This is a genomic window from Streptosporangium sp. NPDC000563 (assembly GCF_040299985.1).
GTDB lineage: Bacteria > Actinomycetota > Actinomycetes > Streptosporangiales > Streptosporangiaceae > Streptosporangium.
Window position 1 is genome coordinate 1 of sequence record NZ_JBEPDA010000051.1, and the last position, 21,509, is coordinate 21,509.

Here is a 21,509-nt window from a genome sequence, read left to right on the forward strand (position 1 = left end):
CCGGCACGGCCGCATCACCGGGATCAACCACCGCCATGTCCGCCATCTTCAACGCGCGGACGGCTACGGCTACACGACACAGAAAGAAGCCGATCTCAATGACCGACCGATCAGGACACGCTCGGGCCTCGGCGGCCCTCCCGCCCCCGACTCCTCCCCAGCCTGAAGGCCGGAACATCCTCAGGAGGTTCTGGTGATGACCCCCGCGCCCTCCATACGGCACCAGCGCATCGCCCGCCGTCTCATCAACGCCATCGAGGCGTGCCTTCTGGATCTTGATCTGGACCTGGACGTGGAGGGGCCGGTCAACTACCGCCTCAACTCCGACACCGTGTTCGCCCCCGACGTCGCCGTCTTCCAGCGCGGCACCGACAGCGACCTCTACGTGGAACCCCACGAGATCGAGATCCTCGCGGAGGTCACGTCCACCAACTCCAACCGCGACCGCCTCACCAAGATGAACCGCTACGCCCGGACCAAGTGCGAGTGGTATTGGATCATCGATCAGAACACCCTGTTCATCGATGTCTATCAACTCGACGGCGACCTCTACAGGCAGGTAGCCGCCCCCCGGTACCGCCGCCACCCTGCCCGGCCCCACACCGCAAGACACGCTCAACCGCGAAACAGGCAACACACGCCCAACCTCGAAGCATCACAGAAGCCCCCGAGCCTCACTCTCTGGCGGTGAACACGATCTCCACTCTCCGGTTCTTCGCCCGGTTCTCCTCCAGCGCCCGCCCCTGGACGACGTTGGGCACCCGGGGCCGCCTCTCGCCGAAGCCCTCGACCCGGAAGGTCACACCCGTCAGCGTCCCCTGGAGTGCCTGCCTTACGGCCTGCGCCCGCCGAAGCGAGAGCGCGGCGTTGTAGGCGTCGTCGCCCTGGTCGTCGGTGTGTCCCTCGATCCCGACCGTCCCGCCCGCGGAGTCGGCCCGGACCTTCGCGGCGACCCGCACCAGCCGCTGCTTCGCCCTGGAAGTCAGCACGGCCTTGTCGAGCGCGAACAGCACGTCGCTGGTGAGCGCCACGGTGACCTTCTCGCCCTGCCGCGACTCGCTCTCGGCGCCGTCGAGGGACTCCACCTCGGCGACGACGTCCTCGACGAGCGCGATGACGTCCTCCACCTCGGCCACGGCGTCGTCGCCCGGATCCGCCCACGCGGCCGGCACGAACCCCGTGACGACCAGGGCGAGTCCGAGGAACAGGATCGTGAGGCGCTCAGGAGATCGGGACATCGGTGAACACACCCAGCACCTTGAGGTCCACATTGATCTTCGTGACGTCCGGCGGCGGGGCGGCGAACGTGGCGTGCAGGGGCAGCACCTCGCCGGCCTCGGTGAACACGTCGTAATCGGAGCACAGGCACTTGGCCCGGGGATACTTCCCGGTGCGCGCGACGACGTACCGCTTGCCGTTGACCGGGTCGACCAGGCTGATCCCGGCCACGGTCAGACCGAGGCCGCCCGGGGTGTCGCCCATGTCGCTGTTCATCTGCCACCGGTCGTCGCTGTTGTTGGTGACCTTCCAGGTCAGCGTGGACAGCCGGCCCTGGCGCTTGAGACCGGTGATCTCCACGGTCAGGTCCGCGCCGCTCGCCTTGACCTCCCTGCGGGCGATCACCCTCTCCTGCTCCGCGGGCGCGGGCTCACCGGGATCGCCGGTCGCCGTGGCCTCCGTGACATCCGCCGTACTGGTCGCCCGCTCCTCCGGTGAGCCCTGCGATTCCTGCGATTTCTGCGAGACCGGCTGCCTCTCCTCGCCACCGCCCCCCTGCTGCCCAGGAAGCATCCCGCAGCCGCTCAGCATCGCGGCCGTCACCGCCACGACCGCCACCGGCGTGGTCCCTCTTCGCATCCCGTACCGCCTCCGCCCGTTGTGGATCACATCGAGCCCGACCGTAGGAGATCCGCCTTCAGAAACCGTATAGCGCGCTATACGCGCAGGCCACGGCGCCGCGACACCTCACGGGCGAGCTCTTCGGCCTCGGCGAGGCCGTCCTTGTCGCCGAGAGCGTCAAACTCTCCCACAGCATCCGATACAGCACCAACCGCCCCATCCACCTCATCAAGATCTAAAAGTGCCGCCGCCAGAGTGAGCAGCGCCCGCCCGGCACCCCGGCGGTCCCTGTATTCGCGGAACGTCCCCAGCGCCTCCTCCACGCCCCCGCGGGCGATGTCGGGCCGCCCCTCCGCCAGGGCCACCCTCGCCAGAAGCACCAGCCCCGCGGCCTCGGGGAGCCGGTCCCCCAGACGCCTGACCAGACCGAGGCCACGTTCGGCCCGCTCGCGCGCCTCGGCCACACGCCGCCGCTCCAGATGAAGCCCCGCGAGATCGAGCGAGACGGCCGCCTCACCGCGCGGATCGCCCAGCTCCCGGTAGACGGCGAGACTCTCGCGCAGCAGGTCCTCGGCCTGCCGCGCCCCACCGAGGGCCTGCCGCGCCCCGCCGCCTGCCTGCCGCGCCCCGCCGCCTGCCTGCCGCGCCCCACCGAGGGCACGCAGCGCATCGGCCCTGCCGCGCCGATCCCCCGCCGCCGAGAACGCGGCCAGGCAGGCGACAAAGCAGGCCTCCGCCTCCGAACGCCGCCCCTGGGCGAGACGCACCAGACCGAGCCGGTGGCGGGTGCGGGCCACCTCGTGCGCCTCGGTGAGCGGAAGCGCCCGCCCGAGGGCGTCGGCCGCCTCCTCCAGACGGCCCTCCGTACGGCGAAGGTCGGCCAGGGATCGCAGCAGCAGCGCCTCACCGTGGCGACGGCCTGTGCGCCGGGCGGCCCGCAGGCCGAGTTCCACGACCGTGTTCCAGTCCTCGCGGTACGCGCCCAGCTCGAAGAACGGGGTCAGGTAGAAGGCGAGCCGCCAGGTCGCCTCGTCCAGGCCGGCCCGCTGGAGGTCGGCGACGGCCGCGACCAGAAAACCACGCTCGGCGGCCAGCCAGCGGGCCGACTCCCGCAACCGCGCGGTGTCCAGGTCCGCGGCCTGCTCCGCCGTACGGGCGACGGTCTGGCCGGACCCCGGCTCGGCGGGCAGCAGCAGCGTCCTCGCCCGCCGGGCGCGGTCGAGGATCTCCCCGGTGGCGGCGGCGAGGACCCGGGCGGGCGGTCCCTCCTCGGCCTCCAGGCGCTCGGCGGCGTAAAGCCTGGTCAGGTCGTGGCAGTCGTACCTCTCCTGACCGCTCGCGTCGAGTCCGCGCGAGCGCAGCAGGCCCGCCTCGGCCAATGCCTCCAGCAGCCGCTCGGCGGGCGCCCCGAGAACGGCGGTGGCCGCCCACGGGGCGACGTGGGGCGCGGACAACGCGCCGAGGCGGCGCAGCAGCAGGCGTTCGCGATCCGAGAGCGCGCGGTAGCCGAACGCCAGACTGCCGCGTACGGCCAGATCTCCCGCGCTGAGTTCGTCGAGGCGGCCGCGCTCGTCCTCAAGGCGTCCGGCCAGGTGCTCCAGCGTCCAGCCGGGCCGCCGTGCGAGCCTGGCCCCGGCGATCCTGAGCGCCAGCGGCAGTCCGCCGCACAACACCGCGATCCGCGCGGCCGCCCGTGGCTCGGCCCGCACCCGTCGTTCCCCCACCACCCGCGCGAGCATCTCCACGGACTCGTCGGTGTCGAACACGCCGAGTTCGAAGGCGCGCGCCGCCTCCAGGCCGGACAGCGGCGAGCGGCTGGTCACCAGCGTCAGGCAACCGGGCCCCGAGGGCAGCAGCGGGCGCACCTGAGCGGCGTCGGCCGCGTCGTCCAGCACCACCAGCAGCCGCCGCCCGCTCACCAGGCTGCGGTACAGGCGCGTCCGCTCGGCCAGGTGAGCGGGAACCGCACCCTCGGGGCAGCCGAGTGAGCGCAGCAGGTCCTCCAGCACCGCGCCCGGCGTCCTGGCACCGAGCGAGGCGTACAACCGTCCGCCGGGGAAGTCGAGCCCGCCGGCCGCGTGGACCGCCACCGCGGACTTGCCCGCCCCCGCGGGCCCGTGCAGCACCAGGTGGACGGGCGCGCTCCCCGCGGCGGGCACGGACCGGCGGATCCGATCCAGGACGCGCTGACGCCCGGTGAAGTCGGCGATGTCCGGCGGCGTCTCGTTGGGTACGACCCGCACGGAGACACCCCGCGCCGCCTTGTCAGGCACGATCTCGTTGGGTACGACCCGCACAGGAACACCCCCCGCCGCCTTGTCAGGCACGATCTCGTTGGGCACGACCCGCACAGGAACACCCCCCGCCGACTCGCCAGGCACGATCCGCGCGAGGGCGTCCCCCCTCAGCACGCGCTCGTGTGCCCGGTTCAGTTCGGGACCCGGCTCAAGGCCGAGCTCTTCGACGAGCAGCCGCCGCGCCTCCCGGTAGGCGCTCAGCGCCTCCGACCGGCGCCCCGCCTGGCCGAGCGCGAGGACGAGCTGTGCCCACGCCCGCTCCCGCAGGGGATGCGAGGTCACGAGCGCGCGCAGTTCCCCCGTCACCTCCGCGCCACGTCCGAGCGCCACGTCCAGTTCGACGCGCTCTTCGAGCGCGGTGAGCCGCAGTTCCTCCAGCGGTAGGGCGTACGCCCGCCGCAGTTCGGCGGAGTCGACGTCGGCCAGCGCGGGTCCCCGCCACAGGGCCAGGGCGGCACGCAGCTCGCGGGCCGCCTCCGCGCTCATGCCCGCGTCCCTGGCCCGCCTGCCCGCGGCCACCAGGCGCTCGAACCTGTGCGTGTCCACCTGCTCGGGGTCGACGTCGAGGAGGTAGCCGCCGGGCACGGTGCGGATCCCGTCGACGAGCTTGCGCAGCGCGCTCACGTACACCCGCAGCACCGGTTCCGCCGAGGCGGGCGGCTCCTCTCCCCACACCTCGGCGATCAGCCGCCCGACAGTCAGCGTCCGTCCCGGCCTCAGCAGCAGGGCGGCCAGAAGCGCGCGGTGCTTGGCGGGGCCGGGCGTCAGGTCACGCTCGCCCTCGACGACCCGCAGTGCTCCCAGCACCCCGAACCGCACGCTCACCCCTCCGCCGGGCGTACCTCGAACGACTGGAACCCGACCCGGACGGGTGTGGCCGTGTCCGGTGCCGCGTGGACGCCGACGGCTCCGGGGCCGTAGGGGTCCTGAGCGTCCTCGGTCTCCCCGACCGGCTCCTCGTTGAGCCACATGCCGAGGACGACCCGCTCGCCCTGCTGCGCGCATCGGGCGACGACCCGGTTGTCAGCGGATTTCCTCATCCGTACGGGTCCGTGCAGGACGACACCCCGCCCGTCGTGCCGCTTGGTGATCGATGCCTCGCCCGAGGCGGTGACCGTGAACTCGTAGCGGTCTCCGGTATCGGCGTCGCCGCGACACCACACGCCGAACTCCCCCGAGCCTTCCCGTAGCCGCATCCTGGAGCTGACCACGACACCCCCGGCGGAACCCTCGGAGAAGGGGGCGGACTTCCACAGCCGCCATCCGGGATTGGCGGTCAGCAGGTAGACCCCGCCGTCCAGCTCGGTGCTGCCGCCGTCGGACGCGCCGACGGCCCACGACTCGGCGAAATCGGCATGGTACGGCGACGTGGGCGCGCCTGAACCGGCGTACAGCGTCACCCCGCTCACCAGGACCGCCACGAGCACGGCGACACCCGCCGCCCAGGGCCACCGCCGCCTTTCAACGACCGCGACACCGGACCGTCCGGGCTCTCCGACCACAGGCGGTGCCCCGACCACGACCGATCCCCCCACCGCAGCCTGCTCCCCGGACAGCACCGGTCCCCCGATCACGACCGGTTCCCCGGACACACCCGATCCCCCCGGCACACCCGGCCCTCCGGCCACGCCCGGTCCTGCGGCCACCGCCGAGCCCTCCCGCAGGCCCGCTCCCCCGGGCGCGACCGGCCCCCCGCCCGCCCAGGCGCGCTCGACGACCTGACTCGCCGTCGCCGGGGTCGGCCGGCCGCCGACCAGCTCGTCCAGCAGACGCTGGGCGCTCGGCCGCCGCGCGGGGTCCTTCGCCATCGCCCTCTCGACGACGGCGCGCACGCTCTCGTCGAGACCTTCGAGGTTCGGCCCGTCGTTGACGATCCGGTAGAGGACCTCGGACGGCGAGCCACCGCCGAACGGCAACCGTCCCGTGCCGGCGAACGCGATCACCCCGCCCCACGCGTACACGTCGGCCGCCGGCGTGAGCGGCTCACCGCGCACCTGCTCGGGCGCCATGAACGCGGGGGTGCCCAGGATCGCCTGGCTGGCCAGGCTCTCGGTGTCGACGAGTTGCGCGATGCCGAAGTCGATCACGCGCGGGCCGAGGGGCGAGAGCAGCACGTTCGACGGTTTCAGGTCGCGGTGGATCACCCCGGCCCCGTGGATCGCGTGCAGCGCTGTCGCGATTCCGACCGCGAGCGCCTCCAGGTTGGCGCCGGTCAGCGGCCCCTGCTCGCGTACGGCCTGCGCCAGGTCGGGTCCCCTGACGTACTCGGTGACGAGGTAGGCGACGCCGTCCTCGACCCCGGCGTCGAGCACCGGGGCGGTGCAGAACCTCGCCACCCTGCGCGCCGCCGCCACCTCGCGGTCGAAGCGCCGCCGGAAGGCGGGGTCGCGGGCCAGGTGCGGATGGATCACCTTCACCGCGGCCAGGCTCCCTGCGGGGGTCGCGGCGAGGTGCACCACGCCCATGCCACCCCGGCCCAGCTCACGTCTGAGCACGTAGCCGCCGATCATGTTCACCGGAGTCACCCTATGCTGTCAAATCCGCGCACACCGGCATTTTGTACACCAAAGAGCTCAACCCTGAGCTCCTTTCCGCAGTGGCGCTTCAGCTACGGCGATCATCCAACAACCCTCCCCGCACGAAGGCTTCAGCGTGGGAAAGCACCCTGGGCGGCCGGAAACGGAGCGACTACGGCCCGCACCCTCATGCGACGGAGCAGCCGTGCGCGGAGGCGGGCCGGTGTTCCGGGCGGCTTATAAAAAAGCGCAACCCCAAGCGCTCGAGCAGGCCGGAGGCCTGAACCACCAGACCCTCACCACGACGGCCGCCCGGAGCACCGGCCCGCCGCAGCGCGAACCCCGCCCGACCACCCCGGAACCGACCCGCACGTCCCCCGGAACGACCGGCACGTCCCACCACCCCGGAACCGACCGGCACATCCCCCGGAAACCCGACAACGCCCACACGCCAAGAACCTCACCCACCCCGCCACGACCACTTCGCCGTACAGCGAAACAAACAAGGTCAGCGGACCGGATGCCCCGCCACCCTCAGCGTCTCCTTGACATCGCCGATCTTGAGCTGCCCGAAGTGGAACACCGACGCCGCCAGCACCGCGTCCGCCCCCGCCTCGACCGCGGGCGGGAAGTCCTCGACGGCACCGGCCCCGCCGCTCGCGATGATCGGAACCGACACCTCGGCCCGTACGGCCCGGATCAGCTCCAGGTCGTAGCCGTGACGCGTACCGTCACCGTCCATGGAGTTGAGCAGGATCTCCCCCACCCCGAGCTCCTCGCCCCGCCGGGCCCACTCCACCGCGTCGATACCGGTGCCCCGGCGTCCGCCGTGCGTGGTCACCTCGAAGCCGGACGGCGTCGGCGGGCCGTCGACGATCCTGCGGGCGTCCACCGACAGCACGATGCACTGCGCCCCGTAGCGCCGCGACGCCTCGGTCAGCAGCTCGGGCCTCGCGAGGGCCGCCGTGTTCAGGCTCACCTTGTCGGCGCCGGCCCGCAGCAGCCTGTCGACGTCCTCGACCGCGCGCACCCCTCCGCCCACGGTGAGCGGGATGAACACCTGCTCGGCCGTCCGGCTGACCACGTCGTACATCGTCGACCGGTCGGAACTGGAGGCCGTGATGTCCAGGAACGTCAGCTCGTCGGCCCCCTCCGCGTCGTAGCGACGGGCCAGCTCCACCGGGTCGCCCGCGTCGCGCAGGTTCTCGAAGTTGACGCCCTTGACCACCCGCCCGGCGTCCACGTCCAGGCAGGGGATCACTCGTACCGCGACAGTCATCGCGAAGGCCCCGCTTTCAAGTATGGGAAGGAAGTCATCCGAAGACCCCTCACGAACTCGCGGCGGCGACGACGGCGAGGGCGTCTTCGAGGGTGAACTCCTGCGCGTACAGCGCCTTGCCCACGATGACCCCCTCGACGCCGATCGGGACGAGCGAGGCCAGCGCGCGCAGGTCGTCCAGGGACGAGACGCCGCCGCTCGCGACCACCGGCGCGTCGGTGCGGGAGCAGACCTCACGAAGCAGGTCGAGGTTGGGGCCGCGCAGCGTGCCGTCCTTGGTGACGTCGGTGACGACGTAGCGGGAGCAGCCGTCCTTCTCCAGCCGGGCCAGCACCTCCCACAGGTCGCCGCCCTCCTGGGTCCAGCCCCGGGCGGCCAGCGTGGTACCCCGCACGTCAAGACCGATCGCGACCCGGTCACCGTACTCAGAAATGATCTTGGAACACCAGGCGGGGTTCTCCAGCGCCGCGGTGCCGATGTTCACCCGGCGGCAGCCGGTGGCCAGCGCGAGCTCCAGCGAGGCGTCGTCGCGGATGCCGCCGGACATCTCCACCTTCACGTCGAGCGCGCCGACCACGGTGGCGAGCAACTCGCGGTTGCTGCCCCGGCCGAACGCCGCGTCCAGGTCGACCAGATGGATCCACTCGGCACCGGCCTCCTGCCAGGCGAGCGCCGCGGACAGGGGATCGCCGTACGACGTCTCGGTGCCGGCCGCGCCCTGGACCAGGCGGACCGCCTGACCGTCGGCGACGTCCACGGCGGGGAGCAGCTCAAGCGTCATCTGTTCAAGACCTCCGGTCGAAGACAAGGGTGATGAGAAGCGGTAGCAACAACAAAGAGAGGACAAGCGCCCCGAACCGGGCCGCCCACGAGGACCACAACAACCAGACGATCACCTGGACGATCAGGAACAGCACCGCCGCGACACCGTTCTGCGTCCGGCGGCGGCGGGCCATGATGCCGCCCTGGGACACGATGCGCACCGGCCTGCCCGGCAGCAGCGCGACCACCCTGCCGACCCGCTCGCGCCGCCGCGCCAGGCGGGCCTCCCGCTCGGCGCGCAGAGCCGCCTGGCGTGCCTGCTCGGCCTCCCGCTCGGCTCTGCGCCTGGCCCGCTCCTTGCTCATCGAGAACTCACCGGACGCTCACGCGAGGGTCCCGAGCCAGTTCGTGAGCAGCTGAGCACCGGCGTCGCCCGACTTCTCCGGGTGGAACTGGGTGGCCGCGAGCGGGCCGTTCTCCACCGCCGCGACGAACGGCACACCGTGCTCGGCCCAGGTGACCAGCGGATCGGGGAAACCCGGTCCCGCCTCCAGCTCCCAGGAGCGCACGCCGTAGGAGTGCACGAAGTAGAAGCGCGTCTCGGCGTCGAGCCCGGCGAACAGCGCGGTCTCGGCGGGCGCCTTGACCGTGTTCCAGCCCATGTGCGGCAACACCGGAGCGTCCAGACGCTCCACCGTGCCCGGCCACTCCCCGCACCCCTCGGAGGTGACGCCGTGCTCGACGCCCGTCTCGAAGAGGATCTGCATGCCGACGCAGATGCCGAGGACCGGCCGCCCCGCCGACAGGCGCCGGCCGATGATCCGCTCCCCCCGCACGGCGCGCAGCCCCGTCATGCACGCGGCGAACGCCCCCACCCCCGGCACGACGAGGCCGTCGGCCTCCAGCGCCGCCTCGTAGTCGGCCGTCACCGTGACCTCCGCCCCGACCCTGGCCAGCGCGCGCTCCGCGGAACGGAGGTTGCCCGAGCCGTAGTCGAGAACGGTCACCTTCTTCTTCACCACCAGAGCACCGCCGCCGTGGTCGCCAGGGCCGCGAGGGCGGCGAGCAGCACCGCGCCCTTCTTCAGACCCTGTTTGAGGAATGAGACGATCCCGCCGACGAGGAAGAGGGCCACGAAGGCCATCGCGACGGCCGTCCAGTTGTCACTCACCGGCGCGTCCCCCTCCCCTCGCGAGAAACCCCGCGAGAACTTCCGCGAGAGAAGGTCACAGCACGCCCTTCGTACTGGGCACCCCGGTGGCGCGCGGGTCGCGCTCGGAGGCCGCCCGCAACGCCCTGGCCAGCGCCTTGAACTGCGCCTCCACGATGTGGTGGGCGTTGCGGCCGTACGGGACGCGCACGTGCAGGCAGATCGCGGCCTGGGCGACGAACGACTCCAGGATGTGCCTGGTCATCGTCGTGTCGTACTCCGCACCGATCATGGGCGCCATGCCCTCGGGCTCGCTGTGCACGAGGTAGGGGCGTCCCGACAGGTCGACCGTGACCTCCGCGAGCGACTCGTCCAGCGGGCAGGAGGCGTTGCCGAACCTCCGCAGGCCCGACTTGTCGCCCAGCGCCTCGCGGAACGCCGCCCCCAGCGCGAGCGAGGTGTCCTCGATCGTGTGGTGGGCGTCGATGTGCAGGTCGCCCTCGGTCTTCACGGTCAGGTCGAACAGCCCGTGCTTGCCGAGCTGGTTCAGCATGTGGTCGAAGAACCCGACACCGGTGGACACCTCGACGTTCCCGGTGCCGTCGAGGTCGACCTCGACCAGCACCGAGGTCTCCTTGGTGACGCGCTCGACGCGACCGCGACGCGGTGCGACCACGACACCGTCAGTGATGCTGCTCACAGGATCTCCTCCAGGGCGGCGCGGAACGCCGCCATCTCCTCAGGGGTACCGATCGAAACTCTCAGCCACCCGGGCGGGCCCACCTCACGGATCAGCACGCCGCGCTCCAGCATGCCCCGCCACACCGCGTGCCGGTCCTCGAAGAGCCCGAACAGCACGAAGTTGGCGTCCGAGTCGGCGACCGTCAGCCCCCGGCCGCGCAACCACTCCACCGTCGCGTCCCGCTCGGCCCGCAGCGCGTCGACCGCGCCGAGCAGCTCGGCGCTGTGGGCGAGCGCGACCCGCGCCGCCGTCTGGGTGAGCGTGGACAGGTGGTACGGCAGCCGGACCAGCAACAACGCCTCGATCACCGCCGGGTGGGCCGCCAGGTAGCCGAGCCGGGTCCCGGCCATCGCGAACGCCTTGGACATCGTCCGCGTGACGATCAGCCGGGGATTGTCCGGCAGCAGCGTCAGCGCCGACGGGGTGCCACCGCGGGCGAACTCGAAGTATGCCTCGTCCACCACCACCATCCCCGGCGCCGCCGCCACGATCGCGGCGATCACCGCCGGGTCCAGGGCGGTGCCGGTCGGGTTGTTGGGCGAGGTCAGGAAGACGACGTCCGGCCGGTGCTCCTCGATCGCGGCCACGGCCTTGCCCGGGTCGATCCCGAAGTCGTCCTCACGCGCCCCGGAGATCCACTCGGTGGAGGCCCCGGTGGTGATGATCGGGTGCATCGAGTAGGAGGGCTCGAAGCCCATCGCGACCCGGCCGTGGCCGCCGAAGGCCTGCAGGATCTGCTGGAGCACCTCGTTGGAGCCGTTGGCCGCCCAGACCTGCTCCACGGCCAGGCCGTGCCCCAGGTACGAGGCCAGATCCCCGCGCAGGGCGAGCGCGTCGCGGTCGGGGTAGCGGTTGAGCTCGCCCGCCTGGGCGCGTACGGCCTCGGCCAGGTCGGCGACGAGGGACGCGGAGGGCCCGTACGGGTTCTCGTTGGTGTTGAGCCTGACCGGGACGTCGATCTGGGGGGCACCGTACGGCGTGCGCCCCCGAAGGTCGTCGCGGATCGGCAGGTCTTCAAGCCTCACGCCGGGATCTCCCAGTCGAATCGTGCGCGGATCGCCGCGCGCCCGGTGAGCACGGGCCGGGAGGTCCTCACGAGGGCACCTCCCAGTCGAATCGTGCGCGGATCGCCGCGCCGTGCGCCGGGAGGTCCTCGGTGTCGGCCAGCACGCACACGTGGGCGGCGGCACCGGCGAGGGCCTCGCGGCTGTAGTCCACGACGTGGATGCCGCGCAGGAACGTCTGCACCGACAACCCCGAGGAGTGACAGGCACAGCCGCCGGTGGGCAGCACGTGGTTGGAACCGGCCATGTAGTCGCCGAGCGAGACTGGCGCGTAGGAGCCGACGAAGATCGCCCCCGCGTTGCGCACCCGGGCGGCGAGCTCGTGCGCCCCGGCGGCGTGGATCTCCAGGTGCTCGGCGGCGTAGGCGTCGACGACGCGCAGCCCGGCCTCCATGTCGTCGACGAGCAGGATGCCCGACTGACGTCCCGACAGGGCCTCGGTGATCCGCTCGGCGTGCTTGGTCGCGGCGACCTGGCGGGGCAGCTCCCGCTCGACCCCCTCGGCCAGCTCCGCCGAGTCGGTGACGAGCACGGCGGCGGCGATCGTGTCGTGCTCGGCCTGGCTGATCAGGTCGGCGGCGACGTGCACCGGGTCGGCCGTGGAGTCGGCGAGGATCGCGATCTCGGTGGGACCGGCCTCGGAGTCGATGCCGATTCGCCCCTTGAGCAGGCGTTTGGCGGCGGCCACCCAGATGTTGCCGGGGCCGGTGACCATGGTGACCGGCGGGCACTCCTCGGTGCCGTACGCGAACATCGCCACCGCCGAGGCGCCGCCGGCCGCGTAGACCTCGTCCACGCCGAGCAGCGCGCACGCCGCCAGGATGGCCGGGTGCGGCAGCCCGCCGAACTCGCGCTGCGCGGGCGAGGAGACCGCGAGGGAGGGCACCCCCGCCTCCTGGGCGGGAACGACGTTCATCACCACGCTGGAGGGATAGACCGCCCGGCCGCCGGGGACGTACAGCCCCACGCGGTCGACGGGCACCCAGCGCTCCGTGACGGTGCCGCCGGGCACGACCTGGGTGGTGACGTCGGCGCGCCGCTGGTCGCGGTGGACGAGGCGGGCGCGGCGGATCGACTCCTCCAGCGCCGCCCGCACCTTCGGGTCGAGCCCTTCCAGTGCCCCGGCGATCGCCTCGGCGGGCACCCGGGTGGACTCCATCTCGACGCCGTCGAACCTGGCGGTCAGCTCGCGCACGGCGACCGCCCCGCGATGGCGTACGTCCTCGCAGATGGGCCGCACCTTCTCCAGGGCGGCTTCGACATCGAGGTCGGCGCGGGGCAGCACGTCGCGAAGGTCCTCCGGCAGAGGGCCTCGCAGGTCGGTACGCGAAATCACCCGTTCAGTCTACGGAGGTCCGCCACCCGATATCGTCCTGTCCATTATCCGGACGGCGCCTTTACTATGTAGATTTTAACCAGCCGCTACGCTTCCCCCGTGAGCAAGAGCAAGAACAAGGGCGGCCAGGGAACCCCCGCGACGGTGGCACTCACCCAGGCCAAGGTCGATTTCACCCTGCACCCCTACGAGCACGACGCCGGCGCGCAGACCTACGGCGAGGAGGCGGCCGACGCCCTCGGGGTGCCGTACGAGCGGATCTTCAAAACCCTGGTGGCCGAGGTGGAGAGCGGGCTCGCCGTCGCGGTGGTGCCGGTGGCGGGCAAACTCGACCTCAAGGCGTTCGCGGCGGCGATGAAGAGCAAGCGGGCGACGATGGCCGACGCGGCGAAGGTCGAGCGGGTCACCGGCTACGTGGTCGGCGGCATCAGCCCCCTCGGGCAGCGCAAACGCCTGCCCACGGTGGTCGACGCCTCCGCGCTCGGCTTCGCGACGATCTACTTCTCCGCCGGGCGGCGCGGGCTGCAGATCGAGACCGACCCCTCGGAGCTGGTACGGCTCACCCAGGCCGTCACCGCCCCCATCGGCAAGGCCGACTGAGGCTCTCCCGGGGTCGCGCGGGACAGGCGTGCGGGAGACGGTTCGGCGCCGTCGCCCTGGTGGCTCTCCCGAGGTCGCGCGGAACGGGCCCAAAAGACGGGCCTGTAAGACGGGCCCGCTCCCCCTGGCGGGTCCTGTCGAAGGTTGCCGACGCGACACGCGGCGACGTTCGGCCAGACTCGGGTGGGAAGACAGACACCTGACCGGGGACATCGGGGGCACGATGCACTACCTGACCGCTACCGAGATGATCGAGCTGCTGCGCACCGGGCAGATCAGCGCGGTCGAACTGCTCGACGCGCACCTGCGGCGGATCGAGGAGGTCAACCCGAAGGTCAACGCGATCGTCACGCTGGTGGCCGAGCGTGCCAGGCGGGAGGCCGAGGAGGCCGACAGGGACCTGGCCCGCGGCCGGTGGCGGGGGCCGCTGCACGGCCTGCCGGTCGCGCACAAGGACCTCGCCGACACCGCGGGGATCCGCACCACCTACGGCTCGCCGATCTTCGCCGACCACGTCCCCGTCGCCGACGCGCCGATCGTGCGGCGGATGCGCGAGGCCGGGGCGATCACGATCGGCAAGACCAACACCCCGGAGTTCGGCACCGGCTCGCACACCGTGAACGAGATCTTCGGCGCCACCCGCAACCCGTACGACCTGTCGAGGTCGGCCGGGGGCAGCAGCGGCGGGGCCGCGGCGGCGCTGGCGACCGGCATGGTGGCGCTCGCCGACGGCTCCGACATGGGCGGTTCGCTGCGCAACCCGGCCTCCTTCTGCAACGTGGCCGGGCTGCGGCCCACCCCCGGGCGGGTCCCCTCCCCGTCACCCGTCGCGGCCTGGTTCACCCTCGGCGTGCCGGGACCGATGGCCCGCACCGCGCAGGACCTGGCGCTGCTGATGAGCGCGGTGGCGGGGTTCGACGCCGCCTCCCCCTTCTCGATCACCGAGAGCGGCTCCGTCTTCGCCGGGCCGCTGGATCTCGACCTGACAGGGGTGCGCATCGCCTGGAGCCCCGACCTGGGCGGGCTGCCGGTCGACGCGGAGACGGCGAAGGTCACCGCGGACGCCCCGGCCGCGCTCGCGGAGCTGGGCGCGCGGGTGGAACGGGTGGATCTGAACCTGTCGGCCGCCGAGGACGCCTTCCGGATCTACCGGGCGTGGTACTACGCGCTCTCCTTCGGAAACCTGCCGCAGGAGAGCCTGGGGGCGAACACGCGCTGGAACGTGGAGCGGGGCCGGGAGGTGACCGGCGCCGACCTGGCCCGCGCCGAGCGGCTGCGCAGCGGGCTCTACCGGCGGATGAACTCCTTCTTCGACACCTACGACTTCCTGATCGCGCCGGTGAGCCAGGTGCCGCCGTTCCCGGTGGACGCCCCCCACGTCTCGGAGATCAACGGGGAGGCGCTGCCCGACTATCTGGCGTGGATGCGCTCGGCCTACTGGATCAGCGTGCTGCACGCCCCCGCGGCGTCGGTGCCGTGCGGGTTCACCTCCGGCGGGCTGCCGGTGGGCGTGCAGATCGTCGGGCGCCCGTTCGCCGACATGGCGGTGCTGCGGCTCGCCCACGCGTTCGAGCGCGCCACCGGCCACGGCTCGCACCGGCCGCCGCTCTGACGCCTCTCACCGTGCCTTACCGGGCCTTACCGGGCCTTACCGGCCGCTGATGTCGTACGACGACAGCGGCCCGTAGGGGTCGTCCCCGCCGAAAGGCCGGCGCAGCGGGGAGTCGCGGTAGCCCGCGATGCCCTCCAGCGCGAAGAAGAGACCGGCGGCCAGCGTCGGCCACGCGAACAGCACCCCCCTGGCGGTCAGCTTCAGCGGCCCCGCGACCAGCGACGCGGACACCCCCGAGGCGGTCACGCTCACGGCGCCGAGGTTGGCCGCCTCCCCCACCACCAGCGCCAGGTGCGCGCCGAGCAGGCCGCCGGCCGCCAGGCCCACCACCACCGGCAGCGGGCGGCCCCCGCGCGACACGCTGTAGCCGATCGCCCCGCAGGCGAGGCCGAACGCACCGGTGATCACCGCGAACCAGCCGTCCGCGGCGATCAGCGCCTGCGTGGAGGGATCGGCGAGCAGCGGCCCCCTGCCCGTCACGACGTACGGAGGGCGCGGCGCGGCCAGCGACCACAGGACCCCGGCGACGACCCCGATCAGCGCGAGCACCAGCACTGTGATCGCGAAATCACGCACGCCTCGCACCATGGTTCCCTCACCCTCTGTGCAGATGTGCCCGATGTTACATACCTATCGGCCCGGTGCCATCCGAGGCTTCGACCGAATCCCGTTACTCTGGCGGAGTGAACGAAGAGGTATGGCTGATCGAACCCTCCGGGCCGCTGCGCGGTGACGTCGAGGTCCGCGGTTCCAAGAACGGCGTCTCCAAGCACATGGTCGCCGCGATGCTGGGGAGCGGTGAGAGCACGATCCAGAACGCCCCGGACGTGGGCGAGGTGGGGATCACCGCGCAGATGCTGAGGGCGCTCGGCATCGACGTGGAGATCAGCGCCGGCGAGATCTCCGTCGCTCCCGGCAAGCAGATCAACCCGCACGTTCCCGCGGCGTTCACCGGCCTCAACAGGATCCCGATCCTGATGCTCGGCCCCCTGCTGCACCTGGCGGGCGAGGCGTTCGTGCCGCTGGTCGGCGGCGACCCGATCGGCCGCCGGCCCGTCGACTTCCACGTCGAGGCGCTGCGGGCGATGGGCGCCGAGGTCGAGGTGAGCGACACCGGGGTCTACGCCAAGGCCAAGAGGTTGCGCGGCACCCGGATCGAACTGCCCTACCCCAGCGTCGGAGCCACCGAGACGATCCTGATGTCCGCGGTGCTCGCCGAGGGCAAGACCGTGCTGAAGGGCGCGGCGATGGAGCCCGAGGTGGTGGAGCTCGCCCTGTTCCTGCAGCGCATGGGCGCGCGCATCGAACTCAGTCCCGACCGGCGCATCGTGATCGAGGGTGTGGAGAGCCTGCATGGCGCCTCCACCTGGCTCAACGGCGACCGCATCGAGGCGTTCTCCTACCTGGCCGCCGGTCTGATCACGGGCGGGCAGGTGCGGGTGCACGGCTGCCCGCAGGACCGGCTGGTCACCGCGATCACCACCCTGGCCAGGATGGGGGCCGAGGTCGACATCACCGACGACTACCTGTCGGCGTCCGCGCCGAACGGGCTGCGGGCCGCGGCGGTGCAGACCGACACGCATCCGGGGTTCATGACCGACTGGCAGACGCCTCTGATGGTGCTGTTCACCCAGGCCCAGGGCATGTCGGTGCTGCACGAGACGGTGTTCGAGAACCGCCTGGTCTACGTGCCCGCCCTGCAGAAGATGGGCTGCGAGATCGAGGTGTTCGACGTCTGCCTCGGTGGTCCCGCCTGCCGCTACCACGACACCAACGCCAAGCACTCGGCGGTCGTGCGCGGCGTCTCCAGGCTGAGCGGCGCCGACGTGACACTGCCCGACATCCGGGCCGGGTTCTCGGCGGTGCTCGCCGCCGCGGCCGCCGAGGGCACCTCCACCCTGCGCGGGGTGCACCATATCGAGCGGGGCTACCACCGGCCGTTCGAGCAGTTCGCCTCGCTCGGGCTGAAGATCAGTCGAGAAAAGGTGCAGGACGGGTAAGGATTGGCAATCGGGCGTTTATAGGTGATCACCTGGTCGCACGTTACTATGCGTGACATCGCGCCCAGAGGTGAGACGCGGGCCCGGCGCGTGCCTGCTCGGACTGGTGGTCTGCGGGGTGTTCGGCGGGCTGCTCGCCGCCATGGCCGCGCTGCCACTGGTCGGCACGGCCGGACTCACCGCCAACGGCGTCGCGAGGACCCTCACCGACCTGCCTCCGAGCCCCCGGGAGAACCCGCTCTCCCAGCGCACCGTGCTGCTGGACAAGAACGGCAAGCGGTTCGCCCAGTTCTACACGGAGAACCGGACGGTGGTGACGCTCGCCCAGGTCGCCCCCGTGATGCGTGACGCGATCGTGGCGATCGAGGACGCGCGCTTCTACGAGCACGCGGGCCTGGACGTCAAGGGCACCCTGCGCGCCCTGATCACCAACACCAGGGCGGGCGGGGTGCGGCAGGGCGGGTCCTCGCTCACCCAGCAGCTCGTGAAGAACATCCTGGTCGAGAACGCCGAGAGCGACACCGAACGCGCCCGTGCCCGCGCGCCCAGCATCCAGCGCAAGATCACCGAGCTGCGGTACGCGCTGGCGATGGAGAAGAAGTACAGCAAGGCCGAGATCCTGGAGCGCTACCTCAACATCGCCTACTTCGGCGCGGGCGCCTTCGGGGTGGAGGCCGCCGCCCAGCGGTTCTTCTCCGTCCCGGCCGCCCGGCTCACCCTGCCCCAGGCCGCGGCGCTGGCCGGGGCGGTCCGCGCGCCGTACACCACCGACCCCTCGCTGGACGCCGGGCGCAGGCAGCGGCTGCGCGAGCGCAGGGACCTCGTCCTGGACCGGATGGCCCAGCTGTCGTACGTCACCCCGGCGCGGGCCGAGGCCGCCAAGAGGCGCCCGCTCGCCATCCGGCTCAAACCCGAGCCCGGCGGCTGCGACGGGAGCGCCTATCCCTACTTCTGTCTCTACGTGCACCGGGAACTGCTCACCAACCCGGCCTTCGGCCACACGCGCGCCGAGCGGGAACGCCGCCTGGCCAAGGGTGGCCTCGTGCTGCGCACCACCCTGTCGCCGAAGGCGCAGCGGGCCGCGGAGCGCGCCATCACCGCGCGGGTCGACAGGAAGGACACCGAGGTCGCGGCCGAGGCGATGGTCCAGCCGGGCACCGGGCGGATCCGGGCCATGGCGGCGAGCAAGAGGTACGGCAGCAACCCCGGCAACGCCGCCAACTCCAAGAACGGCCCCAACACCACCTACAACCTGCCCGCCGACACGGCGCACGGCGGCGGCCAGGGCTTCCAGGCGGGCTCGACGTTCAAGGTGTTCACCCTCGCGACCGCGCTCACCCAGGGCTGGCGGTTCGACCAGGGTTTCATGACGCCCGGCAGTTTCGTCCCCGACAGCGGTTTCACCGACTGCCGGGGACGCGAGGTCAACGATCCCGGCGCGGAGATCTTCAACGCGAGCGGCGAGGGCAAGGGAGGCCCGCAGAGCCTGTCCACCGGCACCTGGAAGTCGGTGAACATCTTCTACATGATGCTGGAGCAGCGGGTGGGCCTGTGCCCGGTCGTCACGACGGCCAAGGCCCTGGGCATCGTCCGCGCCGACGGCGCCCCGCTGCGGGAGGTGCCGACCTTCACCCTCGGCGTGAACGAGATGGACCCGGTGACCGTGGCCGCCGCGTTCGCCGCGTTCGGGGCTCGGGGCCGCTACTGCCGCCCGACGGCGATCGTCGAGATCGCCGAGCGGGACGGCAGGCGTTTCAAGATCCCGCCCAGCTGCGCGCGGGCGATCGAGCCCGCCGTCGCCGACGCGGTCAACCACCTGCTGTCCGGGGTGTTCACCAAGGGGACGATGACCGGTCAGAGCATCGGCCGTCCCGCCGCGGGCAAGACAGGCACCAACAACGGGTACACGTCGGCCTGGTTCGCCGGCTACACCCCCGACCTGGCCGCGGCGGTCAGCGTGGGCGACATCCGGGGTTCCTACCGCTACCCGCTCACCGACGTCGAGATCGGCGGCGAGTACTTCGGCTCGGTCCAGGGCGCCTCACTGCCGGGGCCGATCTGGGTCTCGTCGATGTCGGCGGCCCTCGACGGTACGCGCGAGACCCACTTCCGCCGTCCCGACATGAGCCGTTTCGGCGGTGGGTTCACCCCCGGCATGGAGGAGGCCCTCGCCAGGGAGCGCGAGGAGGAGGGCGTTGACGGCGCTGACGGCGAGGGCCGTCGCGGCGCCAGAGGGGGGCGCGACGCCCGGGGAGAGGGTGGACGCCGCTTCCGCGAGGAGGGCCGTTACCGGCGGGAGCGCGGGTATCGTCAGGAGCGGCGGTACCGCGAGAACGACGCGCACCGCCGGTACCGCACCCCCTACCGGCTCGACCGCCCGCGCCACCGCTGACCCCTTCACAGGGCGCCGCCGGAACGGTGAGGTCACCGTCCGGCCGAAGAAGCCGGACGCGTTGTTCGGCCGGACGGCGGCGCCCCCGGCCGGCCGCGCCGAGGTAGCCGGTAAGAGGCTCGGCACGCCCCAGGGAGGCGTGGACCGCACGGACCCGTTCATACCTGCCCCCTGGACTGCGGGACATCATGGCGTGCCCGAAGCCGACCGCCTCGGCTTCGGGCCGCGGACATGCCGGCCGGTCAGCGCTTGACCAGCACCTGCTGCGTCGGGAAGAGCGTCACAGATCCGGCGCTCTTCGCCGTCGGCGCGGACCCGCACAGCGCCCGGAGGACGTATTCGTTCAGCGCGTGGTCGATCGCGTGCGGCTGCGGGTAACCGTTCGCGTCGAGCGGCTGGTACTTCATGAGGTTGATCCCCAGGGAGAGCTGGCGGCGGCCGTCCTCACCGGACAGGGAGAACGTGCCCATGCCGAACACGCCGCCGTCGTGGCCCCAGAACCGGCCACAGGGCAGGTCCTGGGCGTAGATGCCGAGGCCGTAGTTCATCACGACGTTGCCCTGGGCGTTGGTGACCGGCACCGTCGTCCGCATCTGGGCGAGCTGCGCGGAGGCGAGGAGCCTGCCACCCAGTAGTTCCCGGTAGAACCTGTTGAGGTCCTCCATGGTCGAGACGACGGCGCCCGCCGTGCCCGCCCACGACATGTCGTAGACGCTGTAGTCGCGCGGCGGGTCGATGTAGCCGTACAACGCCTCGTACGCCTTGGAGTGCGGCCCGGGGATGACCGGCGTGCGCGGGAAGGACGTGTCGCGCAGCCCGGCCGCCTGGATCACGTGGCGGGTGATGTACGCCTCCGCGCCGCTGCCGGTCACCTTCTCCAGGAGCAGACCGGCGATCACGTAGTTGGTGTTGGAGTACGACCACGCCTGCCCCGGCTCGCCCGTGCGCGGCGCCTCCAGCCCGAATCTCACCAGATCCAGCGGACGGATTCTGCGGAACCGGTGCTCGTCGAGGCTCTGCGGCGACCCCTGGACGAGGGAGGGAAAGGCGCCCGCGATGTAGTCGCCGATGCCGCTGGTGTGGTTGAGCAGCATCCGGACCGTGGTCCTGCGGCCCAGCTCGTCCGGCAGCAGGCCGGGCAGGTAGCGGGCGACGGGGGCGTCCAACTCCACGCGGCCCCGCTCGACCTGCTGGAGGATCGCCACGGCCGTGAAGGTCTTGGTGATGCTGCCCACCCGGTGGACCATCCGGGAGTCGACGGGCCGCCGGGTCCGCACGTCGGCGACCCCCGCCGCCCCGAGCCACCTCGCCCCGCCGTCGCGGACGGCGGAGTAGACACCGTACATGCCGGCCTCGTGGATCGCGCCGAGGCTCCGCCGGAGCGCCTCCCTGTCGAGCCCGGCCTCCCGACCGGCCGTCACCGAGGGCGCGGGGGCCGGTTCGGCGGATACCGGAGGCGCGACGGCCCAGGTCATGAGTATCGTGCTCAACCCGAGGCCGGCGATCGCCCGTCCAGGGTGAGCAGGTCGCACGAGAGTCATCGGCTGTCAGCTCCTCAGATCCGAAACATACGACATGTCGATCATCGCAATTCCCGCCCGATCCTCCCTCCTCTTCAGGGACGACCTGTCTTTCGTCCACCAGGACGACGGCCAGGAGGCGCGTCGATGCAAAATGTCATGCCGGAGGCGTCGGGGCACCGTGCCCGCCCGGCATGAGCTCGCCTTTCGAGGACTTTCGAAGGCTGACGGCGCGTCGGCGGCCACCCCCGCCGCCCCGAGGTGAACTTCTCGCCCGGACAGCGGACCATTGGCTCTCCACATGACACGGGGCGGGGGGGGGGGGATAGCGCGGCCGCCCCCCCCGCGGCCGCCGGGGCGGGTTACACCGACCCCACCCGGGGGGTGGGGGTGCCCGGGG

Annotated in this window: 19 protein-coding genes; 5 read left to right on the top strand and 14 right to left on the bottom strand. The window is 72.0% G+C overall.

What is annotated here, in order from left to right; genetic code table 11:
- Window positions 1-196: 196 nt before the first annotated feature.
- Window positions 197-691, top strand: a complete 495-nt coding sequence (locus ABT352_RS40245; protein WP_350950350.1) for a Uma2 family endonuclease — start codon at window positions 197-199, stop codon at window positions 689-691.
- Here ABT352_RS40245 and ABT352_RS40250 read toward each other — a convergent pair.
- The 12 genes from ABT352_RS40250 to hisD form a co-directional block, all read right to left on the bottom strand.
- The gene (locus ABT352_RS40250; protein WP_350950334.1) at window positions 675-1,238 is read right to left on the bottom strand and encodes an OmpA family protein; all 564 of its coding nucleotides are present in this window, start codon (window positions 1,236-1,238) and stop codon (window positions 675-677) included. The two genes, ABT352_RS40245 and ABT352_RS40250, sit on opposite strands and share 17 nt — an antisense overlap.
- Window positions 1,222-1,857: a hypothetical protein gene (locus ABT352_RS40255; protein ID WP_350950335.1), complete on the bottom strand. Its 636-nt coding sequence runs from the start codon at window positions 1,855-1,857 to the stop codon at window positions 1,222-1,224. The genes ABT352_RS40250 and ABT352_RS40255 overlap by 17 nt, the downstream gene beginning before the upstream one ends.
- Before the next feature lie 77 nt (window positions 1,858-1,934).
- Window positions 1,935-4,961 (bottom strand): AfsR/SARP family transcriptional regulator, encoded by a 3,027-nt coding sequence (locus ABT352_RS40260; protein ID WP_350950336.1) that lies wholly within the window; start codon window positions 4,959-4,961, stop codon window positions 1,935-1,937.
- A complete protein-coding gene (locus ABT352_RS40265; RefSeq protein ID WP_350950351.1) occupies window positions 4,958-6,646 on the bottom strand; it encodes a serine/threonine-protein kinase in 1,689 nt (562 codons plus the stop codon). The genes ABT352_RS40260 and ABT352_RS40265 overlap by 4 nt, the downstream gene beginning before the upstream one ends.
- Window positions 6,647-7,160: 514 nt before the next feature.
- Entirely contained in the window at window positions 7,161-7,931 is a 771-nt protein-coding gene (gene hisF / locus ABT352_RS40270) for an imidazole glycerol phosphate synthase subunit HisF (protein WP_350950337.1), read from the bottom strand.
- 49 nt (window positions 7,932-7,980) lie between these two features.
- The gene (gene priA / locus ABT352_RS40275) at window positions 7,981-8,712 is read right to left on the bottom strand and encodes a bifunctional 1-(5-phosphoribosyl)-5-((5-phosphoribosylamino)methylideneamino)imidazole-4-carboxamide isomerase/phosphoribosylanthranilate isomerase PriA (RefSeq protein WP_350950338.1); all 732 of its coding nucleotides are present in this window, start codon (window positions 8,710-8,712) and stop codon (window positions 7,981-7,983) included.
- 4 nt (window positions 8,713-8,716) lie between these two features.
- Window positions 8,717-9,058 carry a hypothetical protein gene (locus ABT352_RS40280; protein ID WP_350950339.1) on the bottom strand — a complete coding sequence of 114 codons (342 nt, stop codon included), beginning with the start codon at window positions 9,056-9,058 and terminating at the stop codon, window positions 8,717-8,719.
- Between the two features lie 18 nt (window positions 9,059-9,076).
- The gene (gene hisH, locus ABT352_RS40285; protein WP_350950352.1) at window positions 9,077-9,712 is read right to left on the bottom strand and encodes an imidazole glycerol phosphate synthase subunit HisH; all 636 of its coding nucleotides are present in this window, start codon (window positions 9,710-9,712) and stop codon (window positions 9,077-9,079) included.
- Complete coding sequence (locus ABT352_RS40290; RefSeq protein ID WP_350950340.1) at window positions 9,709-9,864, bottom strand: CG2302 family histidine operon protein; 156 nt, start codon at window positions 9,862-9,864, stop codon at window positions 9,709-9,711. The genes hisH and ABT352_RS40290 overlap by 4 nt, the downstream gene beginning before the upstream one ends.
- 55 nt (window positions 9,865-9,919) lie before the next feature.
- Window positions 9,920-10,534 carry an imidazoleglycerol-phosphate dehydratase HisB gene (gene hisB / locus ABT352_RS40295; RefSeq protein ID WP_350950353.1) on the bottom strand — a complete coding sequence of 205 codons (615 nt, stop codon included), beginning with the start codon at window positions 10,532-10,534 and terminating at the stop codon, window positions 9,920-9,922.
- A gap of 5 nt (window positions 10,535-10,539) precedes the next feature.
- Window positions 10,540-11,610 carry a histidinol-phosphate transaminase gene (locus ABT352_RS40300; protein WP_350950341.1) on the bottom strand — a complete coding sequence of 357 codons (1,071 nt, stop codon included), beginning with the start codon at window positions 11,608-11,610 and terminating at the stop codon, window positions 10,540-10,542.
- 67 nt (window positions 11,611-11,677) lie between these two features.
- Complete coding sequence (gene hisD / locus ABT352_RS40305; protein WP_350950342.1) at window positions 11,678-12,985, bottom strand: histidinol dehydrogenase; 1,308 nt, start codon at window positions 12,983-12,985, stop codon at window positions 11,678-11,680.
- Between the two features lie 99 nt (window positions 12,986-13,084).
- Here hisD and ybaK point away from each other — a divergent pair, with 99 nt between their 5' ends.
- Window positions 13,085-13,585, top strand: coding sequence for a Cys-tRNA(Pro) deacylase (gene ybaK / locus ABT352_RS40310; protein WP_350950343.1), 501 nt, complete (start codon window positions 13,085-13,087; stop codon window positions 13,583-13,585).
- A 223-nt stretch (window positions 13,586-13,808) separates the two neighbouring features.
- The gene (locus ABT352_RS40315; RefSeq protein ID WP_350950344.1) at window positions 13,809-15,197 is read left to right on the top strand and encodes an amidase; all 1,389 of its coding nucleotides are present in this window, start codon (window positions 13,809-13,811) and stop codon (window positions 15,195-15,197) included.
- 36 nt (window positions 15,198-15,233) lie between these two features.
- Here the strand turns inward: ABT352_RS40315 and ABT352_RS40320 are convergent, their stop codons facing one another.
- Window positions 15,234-15,773, bottom strand: a complete 540-nt coding sequence (locus ABT352_RS40320; protein ID WP_350950345.1) for a hypothetical protein — start codon at window positions 15,771-15,773, stop codon at window positions 15,234-15,236.
- Between the two features lie 107 nt (window positions 15,774-15,880).
- Between ABT352_RS40320 and murA the strand changes: the two genes are divergently transcribed.
- Both murA and ABT352_RS40330 read left to right on the top strand, forming a co-directional pair.
- A complete protein-coding gene (murA, locus tag ABT352_RS40325; protein WP_350950346.1) occupies window positions 15,881-17,197 on the top strand; it encodes a UDP-N-acetylglucosamine 1-carboxyvinyltransferase in 1,317 nt (438 codons plus the stop codon).
- A gap of 52 nt (window positions 17,198-17,249) precedes the next feature.
- Entirely contained in the window at window positions 17,250-19,589 is a 2,340-nt protein-coding gene (locus tag ABT352_RS40330; RefSeq protein ID WP_350950347.1) for a transglycosylase domain-containing protein, read from the top strand.
- 242 nt (window positions 19,590-19,831) lie between these two features.
- On the opposite strand, the gene ABT352_RS40335 is transcribed toward ABT352_RS40330, so the two are convergent.
- Window positions 19,832-21,130: a serine hydrolase domain-containing protein gene (locus ABT352_RS40335; RefSeq protein ID WP_350950348.1), complete on the bottom strand. Its 1,299-nt coding sequence runs from the start codon at window positions 21,128-21,130 to the stop codon at window positions 19,832-19,834.
- Between the last annotated feature and the right edge of the window lie 379 nt (window positions 21,131-21,509).